The 17313-nt window shown below is 34.9% G+C and carries 20 protein-coding genes and 1 other annotated feature; of the genes, 6 read left to right on the plus strand and 14 right to left on the minus strand.

Features of this window, described 5'->3' with window-relative positions; translation table 11 throughout:
- Positions 1–308 precede the first annotated feature (308 nt).
- The 4 genes from V7S50_RS17660 to V7S50_RS17675 form a co-directional block, all read right to left on the minus strand.
- The gene (locus V7S50_RS17660; RefSeq protein WP_242254607.1) at positions 309–1067 is read right to left on the minus strand and encodes an SDR family oxidoreductase; all 759 of its coding nucleotides are present in this window, start codon (positions 1065–1067) and stop codon (positions 309–311) included.
- A gap of 56 nt (positions 1068–1123) precedes the next feature.
- Entirely contained in the window at positions 1124–2782 is a 1659-nt protein-coding gene (locus tag V7S50_RS17665) for a putative ABC transporter permease subunit (protein WP_242254609.1), read from the minus strand.
- On the minus strand, positions 2775–3500 hold the full coding sequence (locus V7S50_RS17670) for an ABC transporter ATP-binding protein (protein ID WP_060631592.1): 726 nt from the start codon (positions 3498–3500) through the stop codon (positions 2775–2777). Before V7S50_RS17670 ends, V7S50_RS17665 begins: the two co-directional genes overlap by 8 nt.
- An 87-nt stretch (positions 3501–3587) precedes the next feature.
- Positions 3588–3782, minus strand: a complete 195-nt coding sequence (locus V7S50_RS17675; protein WP_063220914.1) for a hypothetical protein — start codon at positions 3780–3782, stop codon at positions 3588–3590.
- Positions 3783–3961: 179 nt separating this feature from the next.
- Between V7S50_RS17675 and V7S50_RS17680 the strand changes: the two genes are divergently transcribed.
- Complete coding sequence (locus V7S50_RS17680; protein WP_063220913.1) at positions 3962–4321, plus strand: DUF3796 domain-containing protein; 360 nt, start codon at positions 3962–3964, stop codon at positions 4319–4321.
- Positions 4309–4509, plus strand: coding sequence for a helix-turn-helix transcriptional regulator (locus V7S50_RS17685; protein WP_242254610.1), 201 nt, complete (start codon positions 4309–4311; stop codon positions 4507–4509). The genes V7S50_RS17680 and V7S50_RS17685 overlap by 13 nt, the downstream gene beginning before the upstream one ends.
- 78 nt (positions 4510–4587) lie before the next feature.
- On the opposite strand, the gene V7S50_RS17690 is transcribed toward V7S50_RS17685, so the two are convergent.
- Both V7S50_RS17690 and V7S50_RS17695 read right to left on the minus strand, forming a co-directional pair.
- Positions 4588–5550: a tubby C-terminal domain-like protein gene (locus V7S50_RS17690; protein ID WP_242254612.1), complete on the minus strand. Its 963-nt coding sequence runs from the start codon at positions 5548–5550 to the stop codon at positions 4588–4590.
- Between the two features lie 176 nt (positions 5551–5726).
- Entirely contained in the window at positions 5727–6434 is a 708-nt protein-coding gene (locus tag V7S50_RS17695) for a YjjG family noncanonical pyrimidine nucleotidase (RefSeq protein WP_242254614.1), read from the minus strand.
- A gap of 328 nt (positions 6435–6762) precedes the next feature.
- On the opposite strand from V7S50_RS17695, the gene V7S50_RS17700 reads away from it, so the two are divergent.
- Complete coding sequence (locus tag V7S50_RS17700) at positions 6763–7188, plus strand: DUF1648 domain-containing protein (RefSeq protein WP_309260281.1); 426 nt, start codon at positions 6763–6765, stop codon at positions 7186–7188.
- Between the two features lie 95 nt (positions 7189–7283).
- Here the strand turns inward: V7S50_RS17700 and V7S50_RS17705 are convergent, their stop codons facing one another.
- Positions 7284–8306, minus strand: a complete 1023-nt coding sequence (locus V7S50_RS17705; protein WP_242254616.1) for a tyrosine-protein phosphatase — start codon at positions 8304–8306, stop codon at positions 7284–7286.
- 179 nt (positions 8307–8485) lie between these two features.
- Positions 8486–9208, minus strand: coding sequence for a GNAT family N-acetyltransferase (locus tag V7S50_RS17710; protein WP_242254617.1), 723 nt, complete (start codon positions 9206–9208; stop codon positions 8486–8488).
- Positions 9209–9331: 123 nt separating this feature from the next.
- Here V7S50_RS17710 and V7S50_RS17715 point away from each other — a divergent pair, with 123 nt between their 5' ends.
- Entirely contained in the window at positions 9332–10171 is an 840-nt protein-coding gene (locus V7S50_RS17715) for a DUF2785 domain-containing protein (RefSeq protein WP_242254619.1), read from the plus strand.
- A 15-nt stretch (positions 10172–10186) separates the two neighbouring features.
- Positions 10187–10636 (plus strand): NUDIX hydrolase, encoded by a 450-nt coding sequence (locus tag V7S50_RS17720; protein WP_242254621.1) that lies wholly within the window; start codon positions 10187–10189, stop codon positions 10634–10636.
- A gap of 109 nt (positions 10637–10745) precedes the next feature.
- Here the strand turns inward: V7S50_RS17720 and V7S50_RS17725 are convergent, their stop codons facing one another.
- The 6 genes from V7S50_RS17725 to V7S50_RS17750 form a co-directional block, all read right to left on the minus strand.
- Positions 10746–11000 (minus strand): YbeF family protein, encoded by a 255-nt coding sequence (locus V7S50_RS17725; RefSeq protein WP_242254623.1) that lies wholly within the window; start codon positions 10998–11000, stop codon positions 10746–10748.
- 98 nt (positions 11001–11098) lie between these two features.
- Positions 11099–11479 (minus strand): VOC family protein, encoded by a 381-nt coding sequence (locus V7S50_RS17730; RefSeq protein WP_242254625.1) that lies wholly within the window; start codon positions 11477–11479, stop codon positions 11099–11101.
- Positions 11480–11540: 61 nt separating this feature from the next.
- Positions 11541–12581, minus strand: a complete 1041-nt coding sequence (locus V7S50_RS17735) for an ROK family transcriptional regulator (RefSeq protein ID WP_242254627.1) — start codon at positions 12579–12581, stop codon at positions 11541–11543.
- Between the two features lie 122 nt (positions 12582–12703).
- Positions 12704–13897, minus strand: coding sequence for an MFS transporter (locus V7S50_RS17740; RefSeq protein WP_242254629.1), 1194 nt, complete (start codon positions 13895–13897; stop codon positions 12704–12706).
- A 68-nt stretch (positions 13898–13965) separates the two neighbouring features.
- A complete protein-coding gene (locus tag V7S50_RS17745) occupies positions 13966–14529 on the minus strand; it encodes a maltose acetyltransferase domain-containing protein (RefSeq protein ID WP_242254631.1) in 564 nt (187 codons plus the stop codon).
- 222 nt (positions 14530–14751) lie between these two features.
- Positions 14752–15750, minus strand: coding sequence for a tryptophan--tRNA ligase (locus tag V7S50_RS17750; RefSeq protein ID WP_242254633.1), 999 nt, complete (start codon positions 15748–15750; stop codon positions 14752–14754).
- 44 nt (positions 15751–15794) lie between these two features.
- Positions 15795–16002 (minus strand) — a binding site (T-box leader).
- A gap of 137 nt (positions 16003–16139) precedes the next feature.
- On the opposite strand from V7S50_RS17750, the gene V7S50_RS17755 reads away from it, so the two are divergent.
- Positions 16140–17297, plus strand: a complete 1158-nt coding sequence (locus tag V7S50_RS17755) for a 1-deoxy-D-xylulose-5-phosphate reductoisomerase (protein WP_063220901.1) — start codon at positions 16140–16142, stop codon at positions 17295–17297.
- Positions 17298–17313 lie beyond the last annotated feature (16 nt).

Below are 17313 nucleotides of genomic sequence, written 5' to 3' on the forward strand. Positions count from 1 at the left end.
CTCCCCTTTACGATTCGATTTCCTCTTAAAAAATCCCTTTTCATACGAATTACCATCTTTCCGACAGTAATCTTCATAATAATACGTACAAAAACTGATAAACCAATTTGAATATTCGAGTTTCTTCTACTTCATTTTTCTTCTCTGTAGTAAAAGAAAAAGAGTATATTGTCACATGAAGAATTACTATCTTCATATGACGATATACTCCCCTATCAAATTTTTATCTTTCTTGACATTTTATTTATACAAAAAAAATAAAATTTTCTTTCATTTTTTGTTTCTTAACATTTGTTAACATAATATATTTATGAGTAACCACCATTCGAATGAATGACTTGCCCAGTAATCCATTTTGCCTCTTCACTTACTAAAAAAGATATTAAGCGCGCAGCATCCACTGGTTCTCCTACTTTACCTTGCGGGAACTTCCATACTAAATGATGCTTCAGCTCCTCTGTAATCCATCCTGTATTCGTCGGTCCTGGATCAACAGCATTCACTGTAATCCCCTTCTCCATCGCAACTGGTGCTAATGATTTTGTAAATGCTTCAATTGCTCCTTTCGTTGCTGCGTATGCTAGTTCATCAGGCATTGGCCCTAGTGACTGTCCTGAAGTAAGATTAATAATACTTCCACTCGTCTTCAGTGCATAGTGTTCTATAAATAATGAACTTAATAACATAGTAGCCCGAACATTTACCGTATAATGTTTATCTAACTGTTCTACATTTAATTCTTCAATTCTCGTATGAGTAGCATACGCTGCATTATTAATTAAAATAGATGGATCACCTAACCGTTCTGATACCATATAAAACAAACGATTTGGCGAATACGACTGCGATAAGTTGATTTCTGCCATTTCACATCGAACACCGTAACTTTCAATCTCCTCTTTCAACAAAAAGGGCTCTTTGTCATTCATTCCCCACGGCATCGCTTTATCATACTGAGACCAGTACGTGAAAAAAATGTCTATCCCTTTTTGAGCAAGCACCTTGCATACAGCTGCACCAATTCCATTCAGACGAGTTGCCCCTGTTACAATTGCTATTTTCTTCACCTTTTCTCCTCCATCTATGGATAAATCCTCTGCACGAATACAGAGGATCTATCTTTTTATTCAATATTTGACAATATACGTTCTGCACCTAATTTTAAAATTTTAATAAAGATATAATTTACAATCGTAAACATTACAAATAAAACGATAAACATAACCCACAGTCCTACTTGAAGGAAGAAGTATAATAGACTTACTCCCGCTACAATAATTAAAGCTATTAAAATATTAGCTAAAAAATTCCACAAAGTTGTATAACGGCTCTTAAATAATTTCTGCTCTGTATCCCAATGAATATCTGCAGTTTGTGCATCCCAGCGTGTGCCAATTAAATTAATTAGCAATAAACCGTTCGCACTTAATAAGAACCAAAGAACCATAAATACTGGAGAAATCCCCGCTACAACTGCCATCGTAATACCGAATACTGCTAAAATAATCACATTAATTAACCAAGCAGTTATCGCTTTCGCTAAAAAGATATCTGAAGCTTTTACTGGTAAATAACGATTCACAAACCATGAACTTCCATCACGTGAAAATGACGTTGTTGCAATAACGTTACTTCCCATTAAAAATAGAGATGCACAAAGGCCTACACCAATTGCAAGCCCTGCTGATTTTGGGTTATCAATATATCCCGTGATCCATTTTAAATTCCCATCTTGCACGAATAAAACAAAGAACAACATAATCGGCATAACAAAAGTTTGTACAATGCAATTTAAGAAAAATTGTGGTGTACGGAATAACGTTTTAAATTCTTTTTTCACATACGCTTTTAAATGTGAACTTTGTACCGTAGATTTCTGTAAGCCTTCTGCTGAAATGACCTCTTTTTTTGCTGTACTCGTTGAAAGTCCAATAACCCCTTTTAAATATGTACGCTCTGCAATGTAATAAAACAACACAAAAAATACAAATGAAATAAGTGCAAAGATTATTACGTATAAAGGTCCCTTCCAATTTGCATTTTCTACTAACGCCACTGCTCCAAAATATGTAGTTGGAAAATAATTCGTCATTTGTACTAAAAGAGAGGATTGATTATTCGCAAGATAACTCGCAATTGCATCTTCAGAAAACGCACTTTTATTTTTCCACTGCATAAATACGTTAATTCCTACAATAAATAGTATACTTACGATTCCGATAAATATATTGCCTCGATCTTTATTTTTCGCTATATTTGTATATCTCATGATTACTGTCATAAGTAACGAAGCTAATACTAACGGCACAATCGGGAAGAGTAAGTAAATCAAAATCATGTATATGTAATATGTAATAAATGCGCCACTTTTTAACCCGTACGTAATAAAGATTGGTAATAAAATGAATGAACTCATTACGTATTGTGTAATTAATACTGTTAAAAATTTTGCCGAAATAATTTGCGCTGGTTTTAATGGTAATGGTAGTAACATTTCAATGTCATTGCTGTAATAAAATACAGTTAAAATGTTCGTAATACTCATTAAAAACACCCATATACTCGCAATCGCAAGTCCCATTGCGATAATCATTCCTGGGTCTTGCCCTAATTGTTTCGTTCCCTCATACATTGCGTGCGTTATAGAACCAAACATTAAAAAGCCAACAAATAAAATAGCTGCAAATGAAAATACATACGCCCAGCGCTTCTTCTTATCTGTTATGAAATCTGCATAATTTAATTTCAATAATACTTTCGTTAACGTCCAAATTTTACTCATTGCCCGTCATCTCCAAGAACATTTTTTCAAGTGATTCATTGGATTTAAAATGATCTCTCATTTCATTTAAATTTCCTTTAAACTGCAAATTCCCCTTATTAATAATCGCAACGCGGTCACATATTTTTTCTGCTACTTCTAATACGTGCGTTGAGAAAAATACAATCTTTCCTTTATCCGCATGCTCTCTCATCATTTCTTTTAAAATATATGCAGATTTCGGATCAAGCCCTGTTAACGGTTCATCTAAAATCCATACATCTGGCTCATGCACGAGCACACCAATAATAACAATCTTTTGTCTCATACCGTGTGAATAACTTTGAATTTGATCAGATAACGCATTATAAAGATCAAATTTCTTTGCTAAAGACTCGATTCGTTCTTGGCGTACTTCTTTCGGCACTTCATACATATCTGCCATAAAGTTTAAATATTCAATTCCCTTTAATCGTAAAAACATATCTGGGCTATCTGGAACATAACCAAACGTCCTTTTCGCTTCCATCGGATTTTTCATAATATCTTTACCGTTAATCGTAATCGTTCCTTTGTCCACCCCATGAATACCAGTAATCATCTTAATTGTCGTTGATTTACCGGCACCATTCGGTCCTAAAAATCCAAAGATTTCTCCGCTAGGCACAGATAAACTTAAATCTTTTACTGCATAGGTAGACCCATTATAACTTTTTGACACATTCGTAATTTCAATCATTCCATCCAATCCTTTCCTTAATTACCAAATAACTATATTGATATTATAGCATACTTCTATTTTTAGATTTTTGTATTTTTCAGTTTTTTAACCTTTAAAATAAATATACAAGCCTAACCCAACGATTAAAACGACAGCTAGTAGAATATAAATCATTGTAAGGCGTTTAATATTTCCCTTTGTCGCTTTACTATAATTTGCATCACCATTTCTTCCAATTAATACCGTCGCAACTACAGTAATCACTACAAGTAACACAACAATCATGATCCAAGTTAGCATCTCTTCCTCCCCCTCCTTACAACCATTTTACAATATTATCCTCTTTATTTCGCAGCATATTTCCTCTTTTTACTATTATTATGAAAAGAATTGGAAAACTATTATTACTATACATTTCCACATATGATATATTTATAACATAACGTGATTTATTTCTAACATCGAAAGGAGAATCTATCGTGAAAACAACTTGGATAAAATATTTAGGATTTCTCGGTTTCTTCGGTTTCCTCGGATTTTTTTATGAAAAAGGATTGTTTACTCTGTTCTGTTTCTTCTCCTTTTTCACAACGTATAGAACGGTTCAACACGATGAACTATTTGAACAAATCGTCAATAAATCGTGCCGTAATGCCTTTATCGTTACATTACTAACTACCGCTATTATTATGTTTATTGAAATGTTAATTCCAAACCTGACGCTACAAGAGATTGATATCGCTCTTATTTTCGGCACACTCATTCTTACGTTCGGCTTCTCTATGTTCTTTTACGATAAACCTGTTGATGAAATGGAAGATGCGCCATGGCGTTCGTAACGAGAATAAAAGAATACCGCGCCAAATTGAACATGACCCAAGAAGATTTAGCAAAGAGCGTTGGTGTACGTCGTGAAACAATTAGCCACCTTGAAAAAGGAAAATATAACCCTTCCTTACAACTCGCTCACAATATAGCGAAGGCACTTCATAGTACGATTGATGAGATTTTTATTTTTGAGGATTAATTGAGGACACAAAATCACCAGAACCACATAAAAAATACCGGCACTCTTCCCGTGAAGAATACCGGTATTTTTCATTTATCACCCATACAAAACCGCATGAAATACGCTTAACAGTAAGTATTGATCTTCTATATAATCCTCATCATACACATTCATCTCGATATCATACATATCTTCCTCAAGACGAATATTCCAATCTGCAATTACATAGCCTTTTCGTAATAACTTTCCCATTCCAAAAGAAGTTTTGTGAACAACATATTCTTCTCTCTTATATGTAAAGGTAAATAAGAAATTTGCATCCAATAACTTTCCGTCACATACAAGTATTTCATGCTCTGCATCATTATTGTCTTTGTACGTTACTAAAATCCTTCTTTGACGCTGCCTACTTACATCCTTTGCAATGACGCGAATATTGTCCTTACTATCCTTTATTTCATAAATAATATTACTACCAACTTTTGGAATGAAATCTAGCACTCTCATCAACGTATTTTTATAATAGCCCCGTACTGCGCCTACTTGTTTGCTTTCATTATAAACCTCTATCGATGTCGTATCCGCTTTACTATCACACAGTCGTTTATAAGAAAGCTGCATTATCCGCTCTCCTCTTAAGTACTGATCAAACGTCACAGGATATTCTATCGCACGCAGTTCCTTATTTAGCTCATATAAATAGCGTTGAACGCTCTCTACTAATGTTGTAGTAGAGATACTCTCCTGAAGTTCAAATTGTTGCCAACTGGAATAAATCTTCCACTGATCGTCTTCTTCATAAAAGAAACCAAGAATTACCTCATCACGGTCAGTCGTTTCATAATTCATTTGTACGTTCTGTCCATGTTGAACTTGTTCCATCCACTGTCCTAAATAAATGCCGAGTTCTGCGACCTTCATGCATGATTTCTGTAAAAGTACTCTGTCACCCACACAAATCGTTACATCTCCTTCGATAAAGCCCTTTGAATAAGCATCATACTGTGGCTCATCCTTCTTCGGGAGACTTTTGTCTAACTCAAATAAAAATGTTAACATCCTTTATTCACCTCTAGTTGTTACACAGCTCTTTCCTATATTGACCGGAGCAATTTAAAATATATCAACGATTTTTCAAATATATCTATCGTAACTCAAATTATATCAACGATTTTTTCGATATATCGACGATTCGACAAAGAATATCGACTTATCAACAAATCTCGACAACACTACTATACGGTCACCTTTTCTCGTGCTGCTTCCACAATCTCCATAATACGAAGCAGACTCTCCACTTCATAAGTCGGCTTAACACTCGTCATGTTCTCTTTCAAACTCGGATTATACCAACACGTATCAATACCGTAATCTTCTCCGCCTTTCATATCAGAAGTTAGCGAATCTCCAACCATTAGTACGCTTGATTTATCCGTAATCCCAAACTTTTCAAACGCATAATCAAAAATCTCACGTGCTGGTTTTTGGTGGCCGACTTCTTCTGAAATAATAATATGCTCAAAGAAGTTGCTTAAAGGTGAATTTCCGATTCTAGATTGTTGCACTTTTGTATACCCATTCGTAATAATACCTAGCTTGCAATCTTGTAGATTCTCACATAATTGCACTGCACCTTCAATAAGATGTACTTCTTTCCCTAAGTTTTCAAGATATACGTCACTAAATTGCTGCGCATCTACTTCTATATTATAAAGTGCAAATAATTGTCTAAATCGATCTACCGCTAATTCACTTAGCGTAATCATTTTATTTTCTAAATCTCTCCATAGGCCATTACTAATCTTTTTATAACTTGCAAGATAATCATTATACCCTGTTGGCATACCAAACTGTACAAAAGCGTTATGTAATGCGTTTCTTTCCGTTTCAGGAAAATCTAATAATGTATCATCTACGTCAAATAATATAACTTTATATTTCATTATGCTCTCCTCAACTAATACGTTATTTACAACTTTTAGTTTCTCATTAATTGTCCCTCAAGTCGAACGTTTTGTTTTTACGACCAGCAATCTTATATTTGTTTAAGACGCACGAGTCATGTTATTCAAAAATAATTAATTGTGAAAATACTATAAATTTGAGATAATTTGGATAATGGGTTCAAACTTTAAACAGGCAATACAGGAATTGTATTACTACAGTTACTTTAGAAGGAGGCTGAAAAATATAGTAAATTCATGGGAAAGACCTAAAATAAAAATCCCAAAAACTAAAAGCAAATGGGTTGGAGATATTATTGGATATTCATTGTTCTTTGGATCAATCATTTTTTTGATTATCATTTGGGGAAGATTACCTGAGGAAGTGCCCGCACATTATAACGCATATGGAGCTGTAGATCGCTGGGGATCAAAGTGGGAACTTTTACTTCTACCAGGAATTGGGGCATTCATACTCCTTCTCATGCAAACTTTAGAAAAGTTTCCAGAAGTTCATAACTACCCAAAAAGATTTAACGAATCGAATGCGAAGCAGTTTTATTTAAATAGCAGAAAAATGCTTAATCAATTAAAAAATGTCTGTTTACTTATATTTGCTTTCATCCAATTCGAAACAATTTCAATAGCTTTAGATTGGAGCGGCGGTTTTGGAAAATTATTTTTACCGATATTATTAATTTGGACAGCTATTCCCATTATTATAGGCATAATAAGGCAACGAAAAATTTCATAATGCGGACAACGATATTCGGTTATCCATGATTTTATGGAATAACATGATATCAACAATAAGAAAAGGAGGCTAATCCACATCAGCCTCCCTCCCCATTATTTATCCTCTAACAATAACTCTTTCATTTCCTCTAACGACTCTTTCGTAAAGCCTAAAGCTTTTTCAGCATACGCTTCAACTGAACCGTATTGCTTTTTAACTTCATCAATCGCAGCTTGCAAATATTCAGCGCGTGCTTCAAACATTGCACCTAATATTGCTCTGCTCTCATCGTTTTGTAGTTTTGCACCTAAAAAGGCCATCATTTTCTCATTTAACTTTTCACGGAAACCGTTACTTAGTAAATAATCTTCCATTACTGTTTTCTCTGGTACACCTAGTAAAAGTAATAATAATGCTGACCCAAATCCAGTACGGTCTTTTCCAGCTGTACAGTGATTTACTAACGGTAAGTTTTCCGGGTTTTGCGCCAGTTTTAAGAAGCTCACGAATGCTTCATTACCACTTACGAAATCTTGATTCATTTTCACAAGGTATTCGCCTGGTTTCCCTAACATAGAAAGGTCACCAACTTGGAAAAACTCATTTATGTTCAAGTCTTTCGCTAATTCTTGCATAACTGGTAAACAGACTTGACGAGCACCTGTAATCTCCGGGTTCGGCTTATGTTTCACTTCAAAGTCTGTACGATAGTCGCAAATTAACTTTAAGCCAGACTTTTGTAAATACTCAATATCCCACTCTGTTAATCCTGCTAGCTCTTCTGAACGGTATAATTTGCCCCATTTCACTTTACGGCCTTCTGTCGTTTCATACCCTCCCATATCACGGAAGTTAAACGCACCTTGTAATGGTAATCTACGCTCAGCTACTGTCACTGCTTGTCCATTACTACCTACTAGTCTAAAATATGGACGCTCAGTTTCACTTAAATTTTCAATTGTATATGATGATTCTCCATTTACTGTTGCAAGTAATTCTCCATTTTCTTCAATATGATCTGGTGAAGTACTCCAATAAATGCGAACTTCTTCTATATTATTTTCCCACTTTATATGTAACGTATTATTTTCATTTCTTTCTACAGCTGCTTGTAGCCAATGTCTTTGCTGCTCCATTCTTTCACCAACGCTTTCTTCGTATAGTCTAACCCTTCTCTATTGTATTATAGGAAAGCATACTTTGTCGTTTCGATTTTTCTTTTTATCTTACAAACAAGCAAAAAGTTCTTTTACTTGTTCAAAATTTGTACACGGATTTCCTCGAAATGAGTTCAAGAGAGTACCTTATTCATCCTTTAAAACTTTCTTACATACCGCTCAGTTGAACTAAGCAACTTACATCCATTCTTATCAAAAACATCCTTCATCCACTCATTTTGTACATTTGCCTCACCAATATAATAAGAGGCACCTATTTCCTTTAAGACAAACATTGCACCTGTAAAGAATGCTGCTTCATACCCTTTATTTCGCATATTTGGAGTGACTGCGAAATACATTAGTTTTCCTTCTTCTAACGTCCCCTTTTCAATATGCGGGATTACAATTCCTATCGGCTCTTCATCGATACTCGCTGTTAAACAATGTTCTTTCCATTGCTCACCAATTTCCTGTAGCATCATATTTACAAATTGATCGTAAGTGACTTGTTCTTCCGTCATTTCACTCCAAAGAGAATAAAAAGTATCTTCTCCTACTTCTTCAATCAGTTTAAAATCAATATCACTTTCTACATCTTCTACTTCGTATATATCCTTAAATACGATCATGTTTTCAGTAACATATTCAAAAGAATACGTTTCGAAGCATTTTTTATACATATCATAATTTGGGCTTTTTGAAGAAATCTCAAAATGCAAGTTTTCTATCCCCTCTTTTTCAGCCTCAGCAACGCAATATTGCACCATTTCCTTTAATTGCTCTTCTGTGAAAATCTCTACATTATTTTCTTTTATCATGATAGAAGAAGCATTTCTTCTAATTTTAAAATGTTTTTCTAACTGTTCTATAGTCATCATATACTTCCCTCATCTATGTCTTACTCGAATTTCTACTTGTTCTCCTTGCATGAGCAGGATTGTCCTTGAATATATAGAATACTAGAAAACATCGCATCTTTAAAGTGCGGAGGAGGTTCTCCATTGGATATTACAGCGCTGCAACAACAGTTAGAGCTTATACAACAAAATGACTATACGCAACTGCAACATATAGATATAAATGAGTTAACGCTCCATATGCTTCAGTTTATCGGAACGACTGATAGTTACGTTCGTTACCAACTTATATATAAATGTTTTGCACATTTCATTCATCATGAATTCCTTATGGATGATCAACTAAAATTACTGTTGCAAACTTGTTTAAGTGATGAGTATTTATATTGTGACATTTACTCCCCACATACAGATGGGGTTTTCACACGTTCTTACACTGTTTCGTTAATTGCGTTAATACTCCAATTCGCTAATTCGCACTACTTTTTTACAGAGGAGGATATCGAAGAAATAAAAAACAAACTCATTACATACACAAACTTAGAAACAGATTTTCGAGGCTATATTGAAAATAAAGGATGGGCTCATTGTCTTGCCCACGTATCTGATGCCTTTACTGAAATTGTTCATAATTCTTATACGACCTTTGAATGGTATGAAGAATTAATTCATTGCTTATTAAATAAAATCTTCATTCCATCTGACCTTTTTCATAATAACGAAGATGAACGAATTGTTACGCCATTACTAGCAATGCTGTATCATGACTTCCCGCAAGATGAGTTAATTTCTATTATTTATAAAAAAATAAAAAGGCTTCCTCAAATTAGAAAACGCCTTTCGTTAAATGAATATTGTATTTTATGCGCCAACATTAAAACCTTTTTACGCACATTATTTTTTAGAATGAAAGATGATCATAACTTAGCTTATGCAGCACGTAAAACAGAAAGAATGTTAAAGGAACTGCCCAATTATTATTAAATGTAAGGAGAAAATATGGGTTATATCGGAGACATGAGAAATTTAGTAGGAAATCATCCACTTATTTTAATAGGTTCACACGCCATTATATTAAATGAAAAAAATGAAATATTACTGCAGCTCCGCACAGACTTTAACCGCTGGGGAATTATTGGCGGCGCCTTAGAATATAACGAAACGTTAGAAGACGCGTTACAGCGAGAAGTATATGAAGAAACTGGACTTATTATTAAAAATCCAGAACTATTCCGCACATACTCAGGACCAGATTACTTTCAAATCTATCCAAACGGCGATCAAGTACACGGTGTACTCGTTGTTTATATTTGCCGTGAATTTCATGGTGAACTTAAATGTGATCAAGCTGAGTCAAAAGAATTGCGCTTCTTCCCGCTTGATAAATTGCCTATTACTCTTCATCCAGTTATTAAGCGTATTATTAAGGAGTTTCAGCACTCCAATTAACAAATGTTACATATTTTATATAGAAATAAAACAACCTCATTTCCCGTCATGATAACGCGAAATGAGGTTGTTATCGTTCACCGTAAATCCCTATTTCCCCAAAATGATATTAACGTTCTCTTTCTACAACTTTATATCCCTTTATAAAAAGTATAGTTATATAAGAAATAATGAATGAAAAAATAGTATACATGCCAACCCAAAAGAAAAATGCTGGATTATACACTGTAACATTTAACATAAGAAAAATAAGAAATGTTACCATTGGCATCACGTAAAATGTACCTACTTTATATGTCACAGCTATTGAAAAAATACAAATAAGCAATGGATATATACAGAAAATCAAAATTGGCTCACTCAATGGTATGTCCCCCTTTCTGAAGAAATAATAGATTTCTTATAATCGTTTTGGGGAACAACAAAGTTTTATAGTTTTATTCGTTATTAGTAAATAAAATGTTAGATCGTTATCTCAATCTGATTTCCTTCAGGATCACTTACTACACTTTCATAGTAACCATCCCCTGTAGTACGCGGGCCGTTTAACAGGGGGTATTCTGCTTCTCTTAATGTATTAGTTAATTCGTTCACTTTTTCTTTACTACCTACAGAAAAAGCAATATGCGCATATCCTATTGTTTGTGTTTGTACTTTCTCGTCTATCCCTACCTGCTTCATAAGTTCTAGACGCGCACCGCCTTCAAAAGTTATAAAATAAGATTCAAACTGCTTTTTCGGATTGTGATATAAGCTATTTTCTTCACCATTAAAGTACTGTTTATAGAAATCACGCATTCCTTCTAAATCATTCACCCAAATTGCTACATGTTCAATTTTCATAATCAACACCTTTTCTTTTATGTTATTCAACTGACAATTGGATGCTTCATTGCCAGCACATTTAATTTTCTTTATTTGTTCTCGTAATTATAAGATCAAGTCCAAGACTTTTTAATCCGTATAAATAATCTTCTTTCCAATTACTCGCTGTTATTTTCGGAATATGTTCTGCCGGAATGTACTTCGGACAACTTTTTACAATTTGATCTATTACAAATTGGTTCACTTCATCATCACAGAAGATGAATCCATGAGGGTTAATAATAGCTATATATGTAGCTATTAAACGAGTAATAGCATCTATATTATATTCCTCTGGATTATTAGAACTTTCAACTTCGTCTCCACTTCTCAAAGCTTGCAAGAAATTTTTATTATCATATTGCGGAACAAAAGATATCTCTCCTGAGAAAAACGTACTTCCGCGTACAACATCTCCATTTACCATAATCCCCGCACCTGGGCCATTTTGACCTGAATACAAATATACAAGTGAGGAATTTTCATTGTTTCCAGTATTTTTATGATAGCCGAGTACTGCAGCATTCATATCGTTTTCTATTACTACTGGTATAGAAAACAGTTCCTCCAAGTGGCTTTTCAAATTAAAATTTTGGAACTTTTCATATCCAGGAATATAAAAAATACGACCATTATCGACCGAACCAGGCACACCAATTGATATAGAGCTTATTTTCGGGAATGTAGCGATAAGACCTTCAATATGTTTAGATAATAGATTTACTCCCGTATCAATTAACATACTTGAAGTACTTCCTTGTTCTTTTACTTCCCCTAAACAGTTAAAAATTGTATAGTTTGTCTCATTTTTTTCTAAAAATATCGCTAAACCTAACATATATTCTGGATTATATTCATATCGTTTCGCTCTTCTTCCACCACTTGAATCATCTAAACCAGCTAAAGTGACTTCACCATCTTGTTTCATTTTTTCTATAAATTTACTTATCGTTGGAAAACTGATTTCTAATGTATTACTAAGTTCAACTTTCGTTGCACTACCTCGCTCCAGAAGAACTGTACGAATGCCGCGAAGGATTGTCTCTTTAATCGATTTTTGAGTAACAAATTGTTCACTCAAATCGCTCACCACCTTAATCAACATACTTATTAAACACTTTTAATAAGTTGCGTTGACAATATATCATACATCATTTTCTAAAGCAATAGAGATGATATATTTCTACTAGCGGCACTCCGTATTTAACTCGATGTATTCTCTCTCGTAACAGACGATACAATTCCAGACAAGATAACAAATAATAAAACAGCTAGCAAAGCATTACGTATTCCGAATGCTTCTCCAAGTATCCCTAAAAATGGTGGTCCGACTAAAAACGCTGTAAAACCGATTATAGAAACTGTCGCAACATTAGAAGTCGCATTTTCGCCGCCATCTCCAGCAGCAGAAAGACCAATTGGGAAACCTAGCGCGGCACCAATCCCCCACAGTACTACACCAAGTGCTAGAAAATATGAGTTACTCCCAAATATGACAATTGTCATTCCTATAATAGCCATCATAATAGTAGCACGTACAACAGCGACACGACCAAATCGATCAAGGAAATAACTACTACACATACGTGCTAACGTCATTGCCAATACAAAAATGGTGTACATAATAGAACCTGTCACAACACTTTGCTGATGTCCATCTACTATCACGATAGGTAGCCAATCATTCGCACTTCCTTCTGCAAATGCCATTCCAAGCACGAAAAGACCAAGTAAAAGCACCTTTTTTTCCATACGTAAGGACGTAAGTTTCGCTCGTTTTTTGTTCCGTGATTTCTCTTTCTTTCCTGTTCCATGCGGAAGAAAACGATATACCATACATACAAGTAATACAAACACGACCGAAATCGCAAGAAACTGATACAAAATTGGAATGTGAAGCGTGGCGGCGACAGAGCCACTGAGCGCACCTACTAAAGTTCCTACACTAAAAAAGCCATGGAATTTCGGAAGAAGAGTTGTTCCTAATTTTTGCTCAATAGAAGAACCCTCTACATTCAATGCAACTTCTACTAATCCATATCCTACTCCAAATACTAGTAAGCTACCAAAAGCCCCCATACTAGAAGCAAAATAAATATTAATACCTAAACAAAGTAATCCAACGATCATAAAAAACATACTACCTATAATAACGTCTCTAGCTCCCTTACCGTCAATAAAATGACTTGCACTCAGTAAACCAATTATTGAACCGACAGATAATCCGAACAAAATCCAGCCCATTTCTGCATTTGACACTGCTAAAATATCTCGAGTAGCTGCTGTTCTTGAAATCCATGTAGCAAATGCCACACCAGGCAAAGCAAATAAGAGAAACAGAGCGTTTCGAGAGGCAAGTAATGTCTTTGTATGATTATCGGCACTATTTTTCTCCATATGAAACACCTTTCACATTGTCTATATGATACGACACCAGTTTATTCATGTACCCTTAAAAACAATTTCTATAAGTCTATCGTTTTAATAACTTTAGCTGGATTACCACCAACTACTACATTATTGGGTACATCTTTTGTCACAACTGCTCCTGATGCAATTACAGCGTTGTCTCCAATTGAAATACCAGGGTTAATAATAGCTCCCCCGCCAACCCAAACGTTGTTACCAATCCTTACAGGCTTTCCATATTCTTTGCCAGAATTCCTCTCTACCGGATGTAACGGATGCGTAGCAGTGTAAATGTGAACACCAGGTGCAAACATACAATTATCACCGATTCGCACTTCACAAACGTCTAAAATCACACAATTGAAATTTGCGAAAAAGCTCTTTCCAACATGGATATTGTAGCCGTAATCACAACGAAAATCAGGATTAATTTGGGCTTTCCCATCAGCTGAAGAACCTAAAAGCTGATTTAATAATGTAAAACGTTGTTCATCCCCTGTCTCCATCGCATCGTTATAAAGGCGTGTTAAACGTTTTGCCTCCACCCTATCAGCCACTAATTCTTCATCATCCGCAATATACATTTCTCCTACCAACATCTTTTCTTTCTCTGTTCTCATACAATCATCTCCTTCGTTATCGAATGGATTCCACTTATTAAACGACTTTAATAAGCGGAATTAATTACACTTATTAAACATGTTTAATAAGTATCCCTATATTAACATACTTTTTAAAATGTGCAATTAATAAATTTCGAAAGAAGATGCGAATTCCTCATTTTACAAGTGGATATAACGAATAAAATAATTAAAATTCATATAGAAAAAACAAGGGAACACTTAACGTCCCCTCTCAAATCCAATCCGTTTTTTTATTTCCGCTAAATTTACCTTCGCGATTTCTCTTGCTCGTTCAGCACCTTTTTCTAGCGCTTCATATAATAAATTTGGCTCCTGCATATACATTGCATATTTCTCCCGAGGTGCTGCTAACTCATGATCTACAACGCGGAATAACTCTTTTTTCACATCGCCCCATCCAATTCCAGTCTCATATTTTTCACGTAATGACTGAATTTCATCTTCTGTTGCAAATTCTTTATATATCGTAAATAACGTTTCTAATTCTTTCCGTTCATTTGGACGTGAAGAATCTGTTTTGATTTTAAATATTAATTTTCGTAGTTTTTCTTGCGCTGCAAATAATGGGATCACATTTCCATAACTTTTACTCATCTTTCTTCCATCAAGTCCTGGTAATATTGCTCCTTCTTCTTGTATGACATACTCTGGAAGTGTAAATGTCATGCCGAATGTATGGTTAAAATACGTGGCAATATCACGCGCAATTTCAATATGCTGAATTTGGTCTTTCCCGACTGGCACATGAGTAGCTTGAAATAGTAATATGTCAGCTGCCATTAAGATCGGATACGTATATAAACCCATATTCACGCCTGCATCGACCTCTAAACCCGCTTCTTTATTTTGCTCTACTTTCGCTTTATACGCATGAGCACGGTTCATAAGCCCTTTCGGAGTTAGGCACGCTAATATCCAAGCTAATTCTAGAATCTCCGGCACTTCTGTTTGTCGGTAAAAAATAACATCTTCTCCAAGTCCAAGCGATAACCAAGTAGCAGCTACCTCTTTCGTATAACTACTAAACTGACCCGGATCATGCACAGCATTTAACGCATGATAATCCGCTATAAAATACAATGCTTTTCCTTCATTCTTCTTTGACATTTGCAACGCAGGTTTAATCGCACCAATATAATTTCCTAAATGCGGATAACCTGTCGGCTTAATCCCTGTTAACATTATTTTTTCACTCATCCTAACTCCTCCTTTCTCAAAATAAAAGGAGCCCCTCATCCTTAAAAAAGGACGAGAGACTCCCTCGGTACCACCTTAATTAGCTATCATTATAGCTCACTTCAACTTCTTAACGTGAAGCAACCGTCTTTACCTACTCATTTCAGTTAGAAGCTCCAGAGCCCATTCCATATTCATCCCTTACTGATTTCCACCACACATCAGCTCTCTGAAAAGTTTCGAATATGTACTCTTCTCTTTCATTGCTTTTGCTTATTTTTTACAGTTTATCACATTTCACTTCCAAACAAACCCGAATTTTCTATTTTATATAGCAGGAATTTCCACTTCAACTGTCTAATAATATATAGGTTTGCAGAAATACTCGAAACAACTTTGGAGGTTTTTTTATGGTAAAATATATATCCATTTTAGGTTCAACAGGATCCATCGGCACATCTGCATTAGATGTCGTTTCAACTCATCCTGAACATTTTAAAATCATCGGTTTAACCGCAAATTATAATATCGATCTTCTTGAGCAACAAATCAAAACGTTTCAACCTCGTATTGTAAGCGTCGCGACAAAAGAATTAGCAGACATGCTTCGTACGCGTATTTCAACCAACACAAAAATCACATATGGAACGGACGGCTTAATTGCGGTAGCTACTCATCCTGATTCAAATCTTGTATTAAGTTCTGTTGTCGGTGTTTCCGGACTACTTCCAACGATTGAAGCATTAAAGGCGAAGAAAGATATTGCCATCGCTAATAAAGAAACATTAGTTGCAGCTGGACATATCGTAACTGAACTGGCGAAACAAAACGGATGTCGTTTAATTCCAGTCGATAGTGAGCATTCAGCTATTTTCCAATGTTTAAACGGAGAAAATAATAAAGAAATAGACAAATTAATTGTTACAGCTTCTGGCGGTGCATTCCGTGATAAAACACGTGAAGAAATGAAAACTTTACAAGCAAAAGATGCTTTAAAACATCCAAACTGGTTAATGGGGGCAAAACTAACGATTGATTCTGCCACATTAATGAATAAAGGATTCGAAGTAATGGAAGCAAGATGGCTATTTGATATTCCTTATGAAAAAATTGATGTAATGATTCATAAAGAAAGTATTATTCATTCTTTAGTAGAGTTTATTGATGGATCAGTTATGGCACAGCTCGGTGCTCCTGATATGAGGATGCCAATTCAATATGCGTTTCACTACCCTAATCGGCTACCTTCTTCTTATGAAAAATTAAATTTATTAGAAATTGGTAGTTTGCATTTTGAAAAACCAAATTTAGAGAAGTTCCCCTGTCTACAATACGCATTTGAATGTGGCAAAATTGGCGGTACAACTCCAGCCGTATTAAATGCAGCGAACGAAATTGCAAATGCACTATTTCTTAAAAATGAAATTGCATTTTTCGATATCGAAAAAACAATTTACAATACAGTTGAAGCTCATCATAACGTAAACGACCCTTCTCTAGATGCTATATTAGAAGCGGATCAATGGGCACGCCAATATGCACATCAATTGTTAATAAAAAAGAGCTAAAACAGATAATACTGTT

The organism is Bacillus sp. CCNWLW194 (genome assembly GCF_037120585.1).
Taxonomy (GTDB): domain Bacteria; phylum Bacillota; class Bacilli; order Bacillales; family Bacillaceae_G; genus Bacillus_A; species Bacillus_A basilensis.

Excerpts from the sequence above, each read along its gene's own strand:
- V7S50_RS17665 (WP_242254609.1), bottom strand. The coding sequence starts at position 2,782 with ATGAGTAAAATTTGGACGTTAACGAAAGTATTATTGAAATTAAATTAT.
- V7S50_RS17670 (WP_060631592.1), bottom strand. The coding sequence starts at position 3,500 with ATGATTGAAATTACGAATGTGTCAAAAAGTTATAATGGGTCTACCTAT.
- V7S50_RS17675 (WP_063220914.1), bottom strand. The coding sequence starts at position 3,782 with ATGCTAACTTGGATCATGATTGTTGTGTTACTTGTAGTGATTACTGTA.
- V7S50_RS17685 (WP_242254610.1), top strand. The coding sequence starts at position 4,309 with ATGGCGTTCGTAACGAGAATAAAAGAATACCGCGCCAAATTGAACATG.
- V7S50_RS17690 (WP_242254612.1), bottom strand. The coding sequence starts at position 5,550 with ATGTTAACATTTTTATTTGAGTTAGACAAAAGTCTCCCGAAGAAGGAT.
- V7S50_RS17695 (WP_242254614.1), bottom strand. The coding sequence starts at position 6,434 with ATGAAATATAAAGTTATATTATTTGACGTAGATGATACATTATTAGAT.
- V7S50_RS17705 (WP_242254616.1), bottom strand. The coding sequence starts at position 8,306 with ATGGAGCAGCAAAGACATTGGCTACAAGCAGCTGTAGAAAGAAATGAA.
- V7S50_RS17710 (WP_242254617.1), bottom strand. The coding sequence starts at position 9,208 with ATGATGACTATAGAACAGTTAGAAAAACATTTTAAAATTAGAAGAAAT.
- V7S50_RS17720 (WP_242254621.1), top strand. The coding sequence starts at position 10,187 with ATGGGTTATATCGGAGACATGAGAAATTTAGTAGGAAATCATCCACTT.
- V7S50_RS17730 (WP_242254625.1), bottom strand. The coding sequence starts at position 11,479 with ATGAAAATTGAACATGTAGCAATTTGGGTGAATGATTTAGAAGGAATG.
- V7S50_RS17740 (WP_242254629.1), bottom strand. The coding sequence starts at position 13,897 with ATGGAGAAAAATAGTGCCGATAATCATACAAAGACATTACTTGCCTCT.
- V7S50_RS17745 (WP_242254631.1), bottom strand. The coding sequence starts at position 14,529 with ATGAGAACAGAGAAAGAAAAGATGTTGGTAGGAGAAATGTATATTGCG.
- V7S50_RS17750 (WP_242254633.1), bottom strand. The coding sequence starts at position 15,750 with ATGAGTGAAAAAATAATGTTAACAGGGATTAAGCCGACAGGTTATCCG.
- V7S50_RS17755 (WP_063220901.1), top strand. The coding sequence starts at position 16,140 with ATGGTAAAATATATATCCATTTTAGGTTCAACAGGATCCATCGGCACA.